The 14,286-nt window shown below is 58.7% G+C and carries 17 protein-coding genes; 7 read left to right on the forward strand and 10 right to left on the reverse strand.

The window, feature by feature from the left end; all coding sequences use genetic code 11:
* Positions 1-31 precede the first annotated feature (31 nt).
* Positions 32-715, reverse strand: coding sequence for an SDR family oxidoreductase (locus AC0QKW_RS01000; protein ID WP_473149220.1), 684 nt, complete (start codon positions 713-715; stop codon positions 32-34).
* 198 nt (positions 716-913) lie between these two features.
* On the opposite strand from AC0QKW_RS01000, the gene AC0QKW_RS01005 reads away from it, so the two are divergent.
* Positions 914-1,465 (forward strand): hypothetical protein, encoded by a 552-nt coding sequence (locus AC0QKW_RS01005; RefSeq protein WP_473149200.1) that lies wholly within the window; start codon positions 914-916, stop codon positions 1,463-1,465.
* Positions 1,466-2,155: 690 nt separating this feature from the next.
* Entirely contained in the window at positions 2,156-2,398 is a 243-nt protein-coding gene (locus tag AC0QKW_RS01010) for a DUF2811 domain-containing protein (protein WP_473149201.1), read from the forward strand.
* A gap of 51 nt (positions 2,399-2,449) precedes the next feature.
* On the opposite strand, the gene AC0QKW_RS01015 is transcribed toward AC0QKW_RS01010, so the two are convergent.
* Positions 2,450-3,181, reverse strand: a complete 732-nt coding sequence (locus AC0QKW_RS01015) for a hypothetical protein (protein WP_473149202.1) — start codon at positions 3,179-3,181, stop codon at positions 2,450-2,452.
* The gene (locus AC0QKW_RS01020) at positions 3,178-3,819 is read right to left on the reverse strand and encodes a ParA family protein (protein WP_473149203.1); all 642 of its coding nucleotides are present in this window, start codon (positions 3,817-3,819) and stop codon (positions 3,178-3,180) included. The genes AC0QKW_RS01015 and AC0QKW_RS01020 overlap by 4 nt, the downstream gene beginning before the upstream one ends.
* Positions 3,820-3,872: 53 nt before the next feature.
* On the opposite strand from AC0QKW_RS01020, the gene AC0QKW_RS01025 reads away from it, so the two are divergent.
* The gene (locus tag AC0QKW_RS01025; protein WP_473149204.1) at positions 3,873-4,139 is read left to right on the forward strand and encodes a hypothetical protein; all 267 of its coding nucleotides are present in this window, start codon (positions 3,873-3,875) and stop codon (positions 4,137-4,139) included.
* A 9-nt stretch (positions 4,140-4,148) separates the two neighbouring features.
* On the forward strand, positions 4,149-4,826 hold the full coding sequence (locus AC0QKW_RS01030; RefSeq protein ID WP_473149205.1) for a DUF1003 domain-containing protein: 678 nt from the start codon (positions 4,149-4,151) through the stop codon (positions 4,824-4,826).
* A 122-nt stretch (positions 4,827-4,948) separates the two neighbouring features.
* Here AC0QKW_RS01030 and AC0QKW_RS01035 read toward each other — a convergent pair whose 3' ends face one another.
* From AC0QKW_RS01035 to AC0QKW_RS01050, 4 genes are all read right to left on the reverse strand, one after another.
* Positions 4,949-5,311 carry a response regulator transcription factor gene (locus AC0QKW_RS01035; protein WP_473149206.1) on the reverse strand — a complete coding sequence of 121 codons (363 nt, stop codon included), beginning with the start codon at positions 5,309-5,311 and terminating at the stop codon, positions 4,949-4,951.
* A gap of 155 nt (positions 5,312-5,466) precedes the next feature.
* Entirely contained in the window at positions 5,467-5,973 is a 507-nt protein-coding gene (locus tag AC0QKW_RS01040) for a ribonuclease toxin HepT-like protein (RefSeq protein WP_473149207.1), read from the reverse strand.
* Positions 5,966-6,322: a nucleotidyltransferase family protein gene (locus AC0QKW_RS01045; protein WP_473149208.1), complete on the reverse strand. Its 357-nt coding sequence runs from the start codon at positions 6,320-6,322 to the stop codon at positions 5,966-5,968. Before AC0QKW_RS01045 ends, AC0QKW_RS01040 begins: the two co-directional genes overlap by 8 nt.
* 40 nt (positions 6,323-6,362) lie before the next feature.
* Positions 6,363-7,265 carry a cell division protein FtsX gene (locus tag AC0QKW_RS01050; RefSeq protein WP_473149209.1) on the reverse strand — a complete coding sequence of 301 codons (903 nt, stop codon included), beginning with the start codon at positions 7,263-7,265 and terminating at the stop codon, positions 6,363-6,365.
* Between the two features lie 278 nt (positions 7,266-7,543).
* On the opposite strand from AC0QKW_RS01050, the gene queG reads away from it, so the two are divergent.
* Together queG and AC0QKW_RS01060 are read left to right on the forward strand one after the other, a co-directional pair.
* On the forward strand, positions 7,544-8,509 hold the full coding sequence (gene queG / locus AC0QKW_RS01055; RefSeq protein ID WP_473149210.1) for a tRNA epoxyqueuosine(34) reductase QueG: 966 nt from the start codon (positions 7,544-7,546) through the stop codon (positions 8,507-8,509).
* A 78-nt stretch (positions 8,510-8,587) separates the two neighbouring features.
* Positions 8,588-9,472: a tetratricopeptide repeat protein gene (locus AC0QKW_RS01060; protein WP_473149211.1), complete on the forward strand. Its 885-nt coding sequence runs from the start codon at positions 8,588-8,590 to the stop codon at positions 9,470-9,472.
* A 287-nt stretch (positions 9,473-9,759) separates the two neighbouring features.
* Here the strand turns inward: AC0QKW_RS01060 and ald are convergent, their stop codons facing one another.
* Positions 9,760-10,860: an alanine dehydrogenase gene (gene ald / locus AC0QKW_RS01065; RefSeq protein ID WP_473149212.1), complete on the reverse strand. Its 1,101-nt coding sequence runs from the start codon at positions 10,858-10,860 to the stop codon at positions 9,760-9,762.
* A gap of 405 nt (positions 10,861-11,265) precedes the next feature.
* Entirely contained in the window at positions 11,266-12,513 is a 1,248-nt protein-coding gene (locus AC0QKW_RS01070) for an ATP-binding response regulator (RefSeq protein WP_473149213.1), read from the reverse strand.
* 465 nt (positions 12,514-12,978) lie between these two features.
* Between AC0QKW_RS01070 and AC0QKW_RS01075 the strand changes: the two genes are divergently transcribed.
* Positions 12,979-13,464 carry an allophycocyanin gene (locus tag AC0QKW_RS01075; RefSeq protein ID WP_473149214.1) on the forward strand — a complete coding sequence of 162 codons (486 nt, stop codon included), beginning with the start codon at positions 12,979-12,981 and terminating at the stop codon, positions 13,462-13,464.
* A 242-nt stretch (positions 13,465-13,706) separates the two neighbouring features.
* Here AC0QKW_RS01075 and AC0QKW_RS01080 read toward each other — a convergent pair whose 3' ends face one another.
* A complete protein-coding gene (locus AC0QKW_RS01080; RefSeq protein WP_473149215.1) occupies positions 13,707-14,072 on the reverse strand; it encodes a DMT family transporter in 366 nt (121 codons plus the stop codon).
* Positions 14,073-14,286 lie beyond the last annotated feature (214 nt).

Below are 14,286 nucleotides of genomic sequence, written 5' to 3' on the forward strand. Positions count from 1 at the left end.
CGTCTATCTTAAATACTCGTCCATCTATCCCTTACCCTGGCACTGTCAGCGATCGCCCATTATCCCCCGGCTGAAGGCTGAGAATATAGGGCACCGCCGCCTTCACCCAGGTGGCAATGGGGGTATACGCAGCGGCATCATCGCCATAGCAGGTTTCGAGCATTTCGGTGTGAATGATGCCGGGGTTAAGGGCGATCGCCGCCATGCCAGCGGGTAGCTCCTGAGAGAATGCCTGGGTGAGCCCCTCGATGCCCCACTTGGTGGCGCAGTAGGGGGCAAACTCGGGCGAGGTCGATCGCCCCCAGCCCGAGCTAAAGTTGACGAAAATTCCTGACTTTTGGGCCACCATAGGCGGCGCAAAGTGGCGAATCACATTGACGGTGCCGTTGAGGTTGACCGCAATCACCGCGTCAAACTCAGCGGCGGGCACAGTCCACAGAGGGGCTGGATGGTTGACCAAGCCCGCATTGTTGATCACCAGGTCGGGCAGGCCGTTGGCAGCGATCGCCCCCTCAGCCCAGGCCGCCACCGCTGCATCATTCCGGATATCTACGGCGGTGAACTGGTGAGGCGCAGGGTACTGGGCGGCCAAGTCGGCGATCGCCTCAGCGCTGCGGGCGCAGCCCGACACCCGATGGCCCAGGCCAACAAAAGCCTCGACCATAGCTCGGCCCAGGCCACGGCTAACGCGGGTCAAAACAATGTGTTTACCCATCTTGGCGGTGTAGAAAAACAGTCGGAGCAGATAAGCGGGTAGCGGCCCTAGGCTGAGCATGCCCTAATCTGGCCAGGGGGGCAAGGGCCAGCCAGAGCGATCGCCTCTCAGGCCTGGAGCCAAGAGTCTATGACAAAATGCCCCTAGGGCAGGGAGACTCACTCACCCAGCAGTTCATCATGACCGAGGGGCACAGCTATGAGCCAATGGAGTGCAAGATTGCGGCAGGTGCCCTTAGCCCTGGTAGTCGTCGGATTGCTGCTGGGGCTGTGGGCCATGAGGCTGCCAGGCCCTAGGGGGGTGGTCTGCGATCGCATCACCCCTGGGCAGGTGGCCTGCCAGCCCACCCTGCCGCGCCCCTGGGCTTGGCTACCCCAGGGTGGGCAAGCTCTCCAGCTTCAAGATGTAACGATTACCTCAGAGCTGTGCGACAACAATCCTCACGGTGGGGTGCGGTTTTGCCACCGGCTGACCCTGTTGGGCCAGGGGCAAGCGCTGACTTTGCCTGAGATTCGCACCCCTCTCTCGGGGGCGGCGCTCACCGACCAGGTCAAACAGTTTATCGGCGGGGAGGGGCCGCCCCAGCTCAGTTGGTCTGGCCCCTCCCAGGGGCGGCCATTCATGACCCTGGCCATAGCCCTGCTGCTGCTGCTAGCCACCTGGGGTCTGTGGGATCTGCGGTGGCCACCAGCCCAGGCTCCCCGGCCAGCCCTTGACGGCGACCCTCCCCAGCCTGAGCAGCAAGACTGACCGGAGAGGCGATCGCCCCCAGGTCTCCAAGCGCTAGTTTTAGGCTGGTCACGGGGGAGCAGAGGGCTGTCAAGCGAGCAGCGCCCAAAAAAGTTACAAAATAAAATATCTCAAAAACTTTCCCCAGGGTTTTCCCCAGCGATGCCGAGTTTTTCCCCAGGTTTTCCCCAGGTAAAAACCGCAGCACAGGCCTCTGCCACCGCCTGTGGAAAACCAGTATTTGCCTGCCCCAAAGCAAGAAATTGCTGTCATGGCACAACGGCGATCGCAAAAATCATCCAAACCCTCATTCTCTCGTAGGGTGTCAGAGTCGAGTAGCCTAAAGACGCGTTAAAGGCAAGATTGACACCCCTTGGGGAGTCCGGCAGAATGATTCGACCGGTAGAACAAGTGCGGCTAATCCAACAAGCGCGATTAGCAGAGCAGGCTTCTTAAAACACCCTAGACCAGAACCCCTATCCAGGTATCGGCGAAGAAAACATCGTCTGAGAAGCTGCTGTGCTGCGGGCTTTCGTTGGCTAATACATCTCGTCTTTGGCTTCGTGCTGTAATCGATTTTGCCCTGAGTGAGCGCCTTTGGTGCTCGCTAGCTTGCAGTGGCCTAGGTTTGCCGAGCAGCTTTGCCCTCAGCGACTGGCCACACCCTGTCTACCCGTGTCCGCATCCCCCCGCCCAAGAGGTTGCACATCTATGTCACTCAACCGCACCACACCCAAAGTCAGCCTGATGGCTGAAGTTCCCGAAGATCTCTACGAAGCTCTCCAAACCTATCTGGAGGGCAACCCTACCTGGAACCAGCACAGAGTGTTTTGCGCTGCCCTCTCTCTATTTTTGATGCAAGATAACCGCAGCGGTCGGCCTAGGTCAGCCACCAATGGCCACCGCGATATCAACCGCATCTATCTAGACTCACTGTTTGACTACACCATCTAAGCCGACTACTGGAAAACAGCCTGTCCAATGGTGGGCGATGCGATCGCCCCCTTAGTCAACCCAACCAATGTCGGCATCGGTCAGCATGGGGTTGGGTTGTCCTTTTTGGATGGCAGAGTCAGGCACTCCCCGGTGATAGGCCGGGCGATTGGGCTGAGCCTCAACCGGTCGCCGGGGGGTAATGTCGGCCCCGGAGGTGCGGCGAGGGGTCGGGGTCGGGGCCTCGGCCAGCTTCAAAATAGTTTGCTTGGCGGTGTCGAGTTCGGCCTGGGTTTTGGCGAGGGTATCGGCCTTGACCTGGGTAGCAGCTTCGGCCTGGGCGAGGCTGTCTTTGAGCTCAAACAGTCGCTTCTGCTGGGCAGCCAGATCTTTTTGCAGCCCGGCGACGGTTTTTTCAAGCTGGGCTTTGTCTTTCTGCGCGGCCGCCAGGTCTTTCTCTAGGGCGCTCAGCTGCTGGGCTAGGTCAGCCTCGGGAGCAGCGGCCTCAGGCTTTGATGCCGTCGGAGTCGGTATCCCCACTACGGCGTTGGCCGGTGCTGTCGCTATGTCTTCTGTCTTCTCTTCTGACTGGGTGGCTGGGCGGCTGCTGGCGGTGCGGCGGCCAGCACCTGTCCGAGAGCGACGGCTGGCAGTGGCCTTAGGGGCAGCTTTGGAGGTCGTTTTGGGGGCGGCTTTAGCATCCTCTTTTGCCGCAGCTTCTGTCGCCGGAGTTGCCGCCTGATCTGGGGCTTCAGCTTTATTGGCTTCTTCTTTGAGCAGGTCGGAGAGGCTTTTTTTGGTCATGGCTGAATCCAGTCTCGCTGTAGTTCTTCGGCAACTCGGCAGTAGTCAGAACGGGCCTCCTGATTGTTTTTGCCGCGCCACTTAAGCACGGGCAGCCCTTCTAACGCAGCCCGTTCATGGGCCTTATAGGCTCGAATAAACGCATTGCAGGCAGGAATCTTCAGCTCCAGCAGGGTATTCTGGGCCTCGATCGCCTCGCCGACGCTGCGTGAATCTACCTTCGTCAACAATACTCGATGGGATACCCCGCTGGGCGATACCGCTTCATTCACTGTAGTAATTAGCACGGCCAGATCCATCGGTGCCGGGGGCGTGGGCAACAGCAGATAGTCTGCCGCCGGAATCACCGCCGCCAGGGTAGCCGACCCCAGAGCCGGGGGGGTATCGACCACTATCAGATCGTGGGCGTGCTCCTGTCTGAGTCGCCCCAGTCGCGCCGGGGTAGTCTCTGCCTTTACCTCAAACCCCAGGTTGACCGGGCTGCGGCTCGTCCACCACAGAGCCGACCCCTGGGGGTCGGCATCGACTAGCAGCACCGAGCGAGTCTCAGCAAATACCGCCGCCAAATTGACAGCGGTGGTGGTTTTGCCCACGCCGCCCTTGCCATTAAACACCGCTAACACAATCGGGCCAGCCAAGGTCAGTCCTCCTCAGGACGATCGAGATCTAGTCGAGACTTTGAGGGGCAGCGTTGAGCGCATCTAGGGCGATCGCCGCAGTTTTTACCACTCCACAGCCCTCGGAATGTTACTGCAAGGCGGCCCAAACAGCATATCCAGATTTGCCCAATCCACCAACAGCCGCCCCGGCTCGCGCCCCTGGTAGAATACAGGCGACCCACCGCCCCTCAAAACCTGTGCGCCACAGCGTCATGCTGCAACGGGTTGGCCCCACCCCCTTGGGGCTCACGGGGGCGGCGACAATTTTACCTAGCGGCAAAATCGCCCTGCTGAGATAGAGACATCCCATGCAGCCTGCCGTAAAATCGCTGCCCGCACCGTTGAGCCCCGTTGCCATGGTTAACCCCACCCCGTCAGATGTGCCGTCTTCGTCTAAGGCGTGGTTTAGTCGTCGCCCCCGAAGGCGCATCTTAACGGCACCTCTCCCTGACCCCATTGCCGAAAACATCGAGGCAATTATTGCCATTCACCGGCAGGAGGCTGAAAATGCCACCACCGCTGAGAACATCTTAGAAGGGGTGGCGGCTTGGTTTAGTCAGCCTGGCTTTTTGTACTTGCTACTGGGGGGTTTGGGGATTTGGCTCGGGGGTGATGCCCTCAATCAAACAGAGCTGCTGCCCTTTGCCTTACCCACCTTTACCTGGGCAGACCAGGGGCTTGACGCAGCGGCTTTGCTGATCTCGACCGGGGTGTTGATTCGCCAAAACCGCCAGGAGGGCTTTGCAGAACAGCGCACCCAGCTCATGCTTCAGCTCAATCTGCTGTCTGAGAAAAAAATCGCCAAGATCATCGCTCTCATAGAAGAGTTGAGGGAAGACCTGCCCAATATGGAGCAGCGCTACGACCACGAGGCCGCAGTCATGCAGGTTTCTACTGATCCCCTAGCTCTGATAGAAGCCCTAAAAGAAAACCTAGAGGACGAAATTTCTTCAAACGCTGCTCCAGAAGAGCAAGCAAAGACCTAGGGTATGTCATCAATTACCACCCAAACCCTTGTGGGACAAGCCCTGTCACGCCCACCCCAGACAACAGGCTGGGGCTATAACCTTTGATTCGTCGGCCACACACGACTAATTGATGACAGCCCCTAGCGCAGCAGTTGTCTAACGGTGCTGATCATGTCGGCGGGGCGAAAGGGCTTGGTGATGTAGGCGTCGGCTCCCTGTTTCATACCCCAGTAGCGGTCAAACTCTTCGGCTTTGCTGGAGCAGATAATGACGGGAATGTTTTGGGTGGCGGCGGTGCTTTTGATCCAGCGGCAGAGCTCATAGCCATTCATGTTGGGCATAACGATGTCTAGCACCACCAAGTCGGGAGGGGTTGCCTGAATCATCTCCTGGGCCTCAACACCGTCTTTGGCCTCGACTACAGTCAGCCCGGCCTTGAGTAACAGCCCGGCGATCATTTCTCGCAAGGTTGAGCTGTCGTCGACAATTAACACTGTACTCATACCGATGCCTCGCTGACGGCAAGCAGGCCGCCCTTTGCTCCGTAGCTATTATGGCCAATTTGGGTCGAATCTAACACTTTAAATTGCCCTTTGCTGTAGCAACTCTACGCGGTAGCCAGGGGCTCATTTTGTCAGCTGGGGGCAGAGAAGTTGCCCTAGGCACCCTCGATCTGCTGGGCTAGCTGTCTAAGCCAGGCGACAAAGGCGGTATAGTCGGCGCTAACCTGCTGCCATACAGCAGGGTAATTGACCACTAGCTGAGCGATGCGATCGCCCTCCAGCTCAAACCCATAGAGATAGCGCACGATATGGCGAAAGCCCAAGAACGGGCGCAGCTGATTGGCGGTGGTAGAGCGCAGCACGGCTGGACGCCCCTCCCGTTCTGTAGACATGCGATCGAGCAGGCGCTTGTGCCAGTCGGATCCGTTAGGTAAGCCACCATTAAGCTCTGTAGCGATCAACTGCAAGACCTTTTCACAGCCAGTGTAGAAGTTGTGCAGCTTGAGAGCCAGACTCTCGTAGAGCAGATCAGCCTGGGCGGGAGTATTGACAATCGCCTGACTAGCCCGGTCAATCTCCTGCTCAAGGTGTTGCAGGCGGCTAAGTTCTAGCTCGATATCGGCAGCCAGCTCCCGCAGGGCCGCAGGGGTTAGATCACGCATCGATCTCAATTCCTCGCTCCATCAGCCGCTGTTTAAAGTAGGGGTCTAGGTCTTCTAGGGGCTTGAGGTCTACCCAGCGCTGACTGAGGCCATTGGCCTGGGCGACAGCGTCAAAGTAGCGATCGCGGGGGATTGCCGCCGCTGCCAGATCGAGATCTGACTGGGGGCCAAAGCGATCGCCCAACAGCGACCCAAAGACAATTACTCGAGTGGCACCAAACCGCTGGCGCAGCATAGTCGCAATGGCTTTTACCTCATGCCAGGCCTGCGCTTTAGCCCGCTCTCGGACCGCTTGCTGGGCCGCTATCGTTTGCTGCCAGTAGACCAGATGGTGAGGATCGACGGCCATAGTTCAACCTTCATCCTTCTGCCTTTGCCTTGATCTCATGCTACCGCAGCGAAAACTTGCGCACCGCCAAGAGGCTGCCGATCAGCCCCACCAGGGTGCCCAGGCCCAGCAGGGCGGCGGGCAGCAAAACCAGCTGCTGGGGGGTCAGCTTTAACCCTTCCACCACAAACTGAATGAAGTCGGCCTGCTGGGCGGCTAGCTCGGCCAAAAAGCGCTGAATTACCAGCAGCGCCCCCCAGGCCACAGTGGCCCCAGCCAGGCCAAAAAAAGCGCCCTGCAAAATAAAGGGCAGGTAGATCCAGATGCGGGTGGCCCCCACCAGCTGCATCACCTCGATCTCGCGCTTGCGGGCCAGCACGATCAGGCGGATGGTGGTGGTGATCACAGCAGTAGCGGTCAGGGTGAGGATCGTGATGACAAATAGACTAGCCCACTTGAGACCATCGTTGAGCTGGGCTAAGCGGGTGACAGCTTCGTCAATGTAGCGCACCTCATCTACACCTTCGAGGGCCTCTAGCTGAGATGCGATCGCGGGTACGGCCTCAGAGTCTTGGGCCTTGACCTTGAGCTCATCTACCAGAGGGTTGCCCTTGAGCTGGTCGGTGGCCCCGGCAATATCAGACAGGCCCATATCGGCCACCAGCGAGGCCCAGGCGGCTTCCTTAGTCACCGGGGTGACCTCTACTACACTAGCAAAGCCTTCTACCATCGGCTTTAGGTCGCTGGCCTGAAAGCCACTTTGCAGGTAGGCCGACACCTCTAGCTGGCTACCAAACTGGTTGAGCAATCGCTCTAGCTGCCAGGTCGATTGCAGACTGATGCCAAACAAAAAGAGCAGCACGGTAATGGTGCTGATGGCGGCCCAGTTCATCCAGCCGCCGCGCCGCAGCCCCAGCAGGGTTTCGCGCAGCAGGTAGTCAAACTTGGTCAAGAACTTAAACATAGGCAAACCTAGGTGCCCTGGTCTGGGTGAGGGGGCTGAGATACTCAGTCAAGCACCGGGCTGGGGTTTTGCCGCAGGTAAATGGCCACCTGTGGGCTGGGAAGGCGCTGGACTGGGATGGACTTGACTCTGGTCTGTCGGCAGATGTGGGGGCTGATGCCCTGCCGCAACGCTAACGGTGGCGCTAACTGGGCATGGTACAAGCTATGCTTTGGTGGCGATTGTGTCAAGGGGTTGGGGCGATCTAATTGTTTGTATGAGGGAGGCGTAAAAGCGCTATGGCTACACATGAGGCTGTCCCCGATCGCCAGGCTGTCATCGATCGGGCTCTAGCTCTGGGGTTTCACCAGGTGGGCATTGCGGCGGTGGTAGAGACCCCCAGCGAGGCCGAGTCTCGAGCGGCCGCTCACCTGCACACCTGGCTGCAACAGGGCTACCAAGCCGACATGGGCTGGATGGCAGCCCCCCAGCGACAGGATATTCGTCAGGTGCTGCCAGGGGCGCGATCGCTGATCTGTGTCGCCCTCAACTACTACACGCCCCACGCCCATTCCGCTGACCCCCGCCACGGCAAAATCTCTCGCTACGCCTGGGGGCGCGACTACCACCGGGTGCTGCACAAACGGCTCAAGGCATTCTCAGCGTGGCTCACCACGGCCGGGGGGGAGGCGACTCAAGTGCGCTACTACGCCGACACCGGCCCCGTGCAGGATAAGTTTTGGGCGCAGCAGGCGGGCCTGGGCTGGGTGGCCAAAAATGGCAATCTGATCAGCCGTCAGTACGGATCCTGGATATTTTTAGGCGAACTGGTGACCACCCTCGCCCTGGCCCCCGATCCGCCCCACACCGCCCACTGCGGCACCTGTACCCGCTGCCTCGACGCCTGCCCCACCGGGGCCATTACCGAGCCTTACGTAGTCGATGCCAACCGCTGCATCGCCTATCACACCATTGAGAACCGAGCTGAGACGTTGCCTGCTGCGATCGCCTCTCGCCTCGACAACTGGGTCGCCGGTTGTGACATCTGTCAGGATGTCTGCCCTTGGAACCAGCGGTTTGCCCAGCCCACCACCGTTGAAGAATTTCAGCCCTACGCTGGGAATCTGGCACCAGAGCTAGCCGACTTAGCTACCCTGTCAGACACCGAGTGGGATGAGCGGTTTCGGGCCTCGGCCCTGCGCCGCATTAAGCCCGCCATGTGGCGGCGCAATGCCCAAGCAGCCCAGGCCGATGGGCTATCCTAAGGGTTGGCTGGGGCAATGGTCACCTGCCGTCGTCTACACTAGCCTAGGTCATTGTCAGTTATCCCCCGAACCCCCACTGTGCTAAAACGCCTTTCTCTCCTGCCGCTGCTGACCCTAGTTACCGTTCTTGCTCCGGCCCTCCCCAGCCGGGCGCAGGCATTAACTCCCTACGTGCTGCCCCTCGACTACGATTTGATGGCCGAGCAGGGGCTATTTTTAGCCAATGAGGCCCAGCAGCTGGCCGAGTTTCAGCAGTTTGGTCGAGCCCTGGCCCTAGCCCAGCTAGCGGCCCAGCTAGCACCCAACGATGGCCAGGTGCTGGCGCTGCTGGGCGGCCTCTATCTGCAAAACGATGAGGTGGACAAGGCACTACCCCTGCTCGATCGCGCCCGTGCTCTCTTGCCCACCAATGCCAGAGTCTTGTTTGCCCTCGGTACAGCCTACCTCCAGCAAGACAACCCCCGGCTGGCTTCCAGCTATCTGGAGCAGGGCCTGCGACTAGAGCCCAGCAATCCCAGCGCCCTGTTTGATCTGGGCAATGCCTATTTTCAGCTCGACCAGTACCCCCAGGCGATCGCCAGCTACGAAAAATCATTCGCCGCTGAGCCCGAGTTTTGGCCCTCGGTCAACAACATTGGCCTAGTGCTCTACGAGCAGGGTGACGCCCCCAAAGCCGTCGAGTACTGGCGCAATAGCCTGGCTCTAGCGGGCAACGAGCCCGAGCCCAAACTGGCGATCGCCGTGGCCATCCATGCCCAAGAAAACTGCGGCCTGCCGGTGGTCAGAGCTGCTAATACCGCTTGCCAAGAGGCCCTGCGCCTGGGAACAGAAGCCCTCGAACAAGACAGTCGCTACGCCGACCTTGACTTTTTGAGGGTCAATCTCTGGGGCGATCGCCTGCTCGATTCAACCCAGCAATTTTTTGATGCCCCCGACATCCAAAGGCTGCTCTCTGAGCTGTAGTGGATTTAGCTGTAAAGACATAACCACACCTAAGAAAACGTTTTTGGGGCAAACGGCCTCATCATTCCCTCCTGGGAGGGGTAGGAATGGGTTCCTCTGACATCAGAAGCCTTTTTCCATACGCCAAAAGCTTACTTTTCGTCGCCATTTTGACCCACCCCGCCCTCCGGATCCCTCCCAGGAGGGGAGGTGGTCAGCTCTATTGCGCCATGGGACTCATCGATGGAACTCGTCGAACTGACGGGTTTACGTGATTGATTGGGTATTAGCCCCTCTAGATCAGCACGCTAGACCGGCGACAGCTGGGCCAGATCGGGGAAAACATCGCAGACTGCAGGGTGCACCAGCTTGCCGCTGGCCACATTCAGCCCTCCTCGGAGGCCGCTGTCGGTGTCTAGGGCAGCCATACCCCGGTCGGCCAAGTTCAGCACGTAGGGCAGGGTGGCATTGTTGAGGGCCTGGGTAGCCGTCCAAGGTACAGCGCCAGGCATGTTGGGCACGCCAAAGTGCACCACCCCCTGCTCTACATAGGTGGGCTGGCTGTGGGAGGTGGGGCGCAGGGTGGCGATACAGCCGCCCTGGTCGACAGCCACGTCAATAATGACGGAACCAGGGCGCATGGCCCCCACCAAATCCTTTGACACCAGGGTAGGAGCCTTGCGGCCAGGCACTAGCACCGCCCCGATCAGCAGGTCGGCCTGGGGCACGCTGGCGGAGACCTGGGCAGGGCTGCTGTAGAGCAGCTCGACCCGAGAGCCAAACAGCGTTTCAAGGTAGGCCAGCCGATCGACGTTGAGGTCGATGATCTGCACCCGCGCCCCCAGGCCGACGGCCATTTTGGCCGCTTCGGTGCCCACCACGCCGCCGCCCAAAATCACCACGGTGCCGGGGGCCACACCAGGAATGCCCCCCAGCAGTACGCCCCGCCCCCCCTGCTGCCGCTCCAGGTAGCGAGCCCCAAACTGTACCGACAGTCGCCCCGCGATAATGCTCATAGGAGTGAGCAGGGGCAGGCGGCCATCGGCGGCGACCACGGTTTCATAGGCGATCGCCCTCACGCCGCTTTTCATCAGAGCTTCGGTCAGCGATCGCTCCGCCGCTAGGTGCAGATAAGTAAACAGCATTAAATCGGGGCGAAAGAAGCCGTACTCCAAGGGCTGCGGTTCCTTTACCTTGACCACCATCTCCTGAGCCCAGGCGGTGGCGGCGTCAGCTACCAGGGTGGCACCGACGGCGGCATAGTCCTGATCAACAAAGCCCGATCCGACTCCAGCTCCAATTTCTACCACCACTTCATGGCCCCGCTGGCAAAGACTCTGCACCACCGCCGGGGTCAGCCCCACGCGAAATTCCTGATCTTTGATTTCCTTCGGTAGCCCAATGCGCATAGGAGACTCTGCTGTAGGTCAGGTTCGGGTCTTCATCTATCCTACTCAAAGCGGGCTCTGGGGCCTACTTTGGCGATTATGGCGGGCGGTGCCACCCGACGGCGGTTCTAAGCGCTGAATTGAGCTGATTAGTACCTTCATGGTCTAGAAATTGCCTCAAAACAGCCTCTTATCCCAAATCCGAATTCCCTACCCCTGATTCCCAACCGGCCCACGGGTAGGGGCGAACCGCTGTTCGCCCTGCTGAATCGGGGGCAGGCGAGCAGAATTTGCCCTGAAAATAGCCCAGATTTTCAGCGTTGGGGGTGATGCACCAGCGGCATGGACGATGGATATTAGAAGGAGATCAGACGCTGCAATGCAAAGGGTTTTGCAGACGGGCAAAACAGCTTTACCTTCTGCCGGTTACGCTCTCGGCCCCTGAGGTAGGTACAGCGTAAAGCAGCTCCCCTCATCTGGGGCAGATATGACCGCAATGGCACCCCCGTGCAGCCGGGCCAGACGCTGGGACAGGTGTAAGCCCAGCCCGTGGCCAGCCCGGGCCTGGTTGCCCTGGCGAAACCACTCAAACACAGCCTGCTGCTCAGCGGGGGGGATACCAATACCCGTATCATCTACCGCCACCCACACCCAAGCCGAGGGATGCCTCTGGGTAGTGGGGATATCTATCTCTGGGGGCAGTTGGGGGGTCGTGCCCACCGTGACTGTGACGCTGCCCTGGTCAGTAAACTTGATCGCGTTACCTACCAGGTTAGTGAGCACTCGACGAAGTTCCAGGTGGTCGCCTGCCACTGTAAAGCTCTGGCTAGGCAGCGGCTCAGTATTCTCGGGTTGGCTAGCCCAGACCGTCGGCTCGACCTCCGATCTAGGCTGGCCAACCCCGATTGGCATCGGGGCCATCTCTCGTCGGTCAGCCCGACAGAGCAGACAGGTAAGCTGTTTTTCTGCGGCAATGGGAGCCAGTTCCATAACCACGATTTCGGCCAGCTTAAACATATCCACTGGCGATAGGGTGAGGCTTTTGTGACCGGCTTCGTGGCGATACACCTCTAGCAGGGTGTTGACCATGCTCAGCAGGTGGCTATTGCTGTCGACAATGGTGGCGATCGCCTGTTTAGCATCCCCAGGCACCGGGCCAAAGGCATCTTCTTGGCATAGCTTGAGCATGCGGTTGGCGGCCACCAGCGGGGTGCGCAGATCGTGGGTGAGGCGAGCCACAAAGTCGTCGCGCTGGCGAATCATGGTCTGCTGAGCATCCATGCTGCGTTTGAGCCGCAGCAGCGATCGCACCCTAGCCCGCAGCTCGTTCACGTCTACCGGCTTGCGAATAAAGTCATCGGCCCCGGCATCCAGCCCCTGCACTAAGCTCGACCGATCATGGGCAGTAATCAGCAAAATCGGAATATAGGGCAGGTCGCCGTCATCCCTCAGCCTTTGGGTCACGGCATAACCGTCTAGCCCAGGCATCATGACATCCAACAAAATCAGATCGGGCGGAGACTGACGCACCGATTGCAGAGCCTCCTGGCCACTCCCCACACAGGTGATGCGATAGTGCGGGTCATCCAAAACAGACTCAATCAAAAACAAATTGTCGGGGGAGTCATCGACCGCCAAAATAGCGTAAACATCGTGGGTGAAATCCGGAGGCATATTAGGTTTTGCGGTATCGGCGCGGTGCTCTTATCGGCATATTCCTGTCAGCATATTAACCAGAGATAGAATCCCCAGAACGAAAAATAGCAACTCTTACTGCCCTGTCTTAGAAATGCCATGGGAACTAGCCACCAACCTCTATCCCAAGATATAGATACCTCAGGGGTAGACACCGGTCGTAGCTCAACCATCCCCAGGGCCAATCTCCCCGCCAAAAGCGTTGCAGCAAGAATGCAGAAATATTGCAGAAACGTTACATAGCCTCCGTTGTTTCTCAGGGGTTCTATTGTCAGCTAAGCGGGCAAAAACAAGGCTAGCTCCTCATTTCTAGGCCTTTTCTTCGGTCATACCCCAGCGGGTTCACCATCACTCATCCGCAATTAAATGAGAATTTAACTTTCCCTAGCGCCCCCCAAGTCGCTAAACTAGCAGTGAAATAGGTCATCCCCGTCATTTTTAACTATGTCTGTTGTTAGCCAAGTTATTTTGAATGCCGACGACGAGCTGCGCTACCCAACCACCGGCGAGCTCAAGGCCATTGAAGACTTTTTGAAGACCGGCGAACAGCGCACTCGCATTGCCGCCGCCCTCTCTGAGAACGAGAAGAAGATCGTTGACCAAGCCAGCAAAGAGCTATGGCGGCGGCGGCCTGATTTCATTGCCCCTGGCGGCAATGCCTACGGCCAAAAGCAGCGCGCCCTCTGCATCCGTGACTATGGCTGGTATCTGCGATTGGTTACCTACGGTGTGCTGGCCGGTGACAAAGGCCCCATCGAGAGCATTGGCCTAGTGGGGGTTCGCGAAATGTACAACGCCCTCGATGTGCCCGTACCCGGCATGGCCGAGGCTGTGCGCTGCCTTAAAGAGGCTTCGCTCAACCTGCTCTCCGATGAAGACGCTGCCGCAGCTCAGCCCTACTTTGACTACATTATCCAGGCGATGTCTTAGCTGCTGGTCACCCCGGTCAAGACTACACCTCGCGAATGAGGTAGCGATAGAAACTAGATCTGAGCAAAACCCCAATGGCTAGACCTTAGCCACTGGGGTTTTGCTCAACATGGGTCAGGCGATTTCCGAAAAATACTGTCCTCAAGGGTGGGCAATGCCCACCCTACGACGCACCCAGTCGCTAGATTAAGGCCGGTAACGTCTTGCCTGGAAATCTCCTCAACACGGCATGGCCTGGCTCCCTACCGAGAGACTACGAGCACCACGCCACCCATAATCAGCCCTAGACCCACCAACCGGGCCGCAGACAGCTCTTCTTTAAAGACAACCACTCCAATCACCACCGATGCGATGTAAATCAGGGAGGCAGAAGGAGCCGCGACGCTCAGATTTACCCGCGTGAGCAGCAAAATATAGGTAATGGCTCCGACTCCGTAGGCGGCGAGACCGGCAATTAGGGGGGGAGTCGTGGCGATGCTCAAGACGTGGCTCAGCGCATTGGTACCCGTGACTTGCCCAAGCTGCATTGCCCCTAATTTTAAGAACAGTTGGCCACAGGAGCTGGCGATGATCGAAATCAGCATCAGGCCAAATTCTTGGGGCGTCACAGTTTATCCTCCCAGCAAACAATGCTTGATGTCATTCGCCATAGACAATGACAGTGTATCGTATCGAACTTCTGGCCTCTGGGGAACTGGCCCCACGGCTAAACTCTTTGGCCCAAGCTCAGTAGATCGAAAACTCATGATGCCGTAGGTAGATAGACAGCCCGAGCGAGCGGAAAGTGTCGTTCAACGACCTGACGGATGAAGGAGAGCATGG

This window comes from Pseudanabaena sp. PCC 9330 (genome assembly GCF_055795045.1).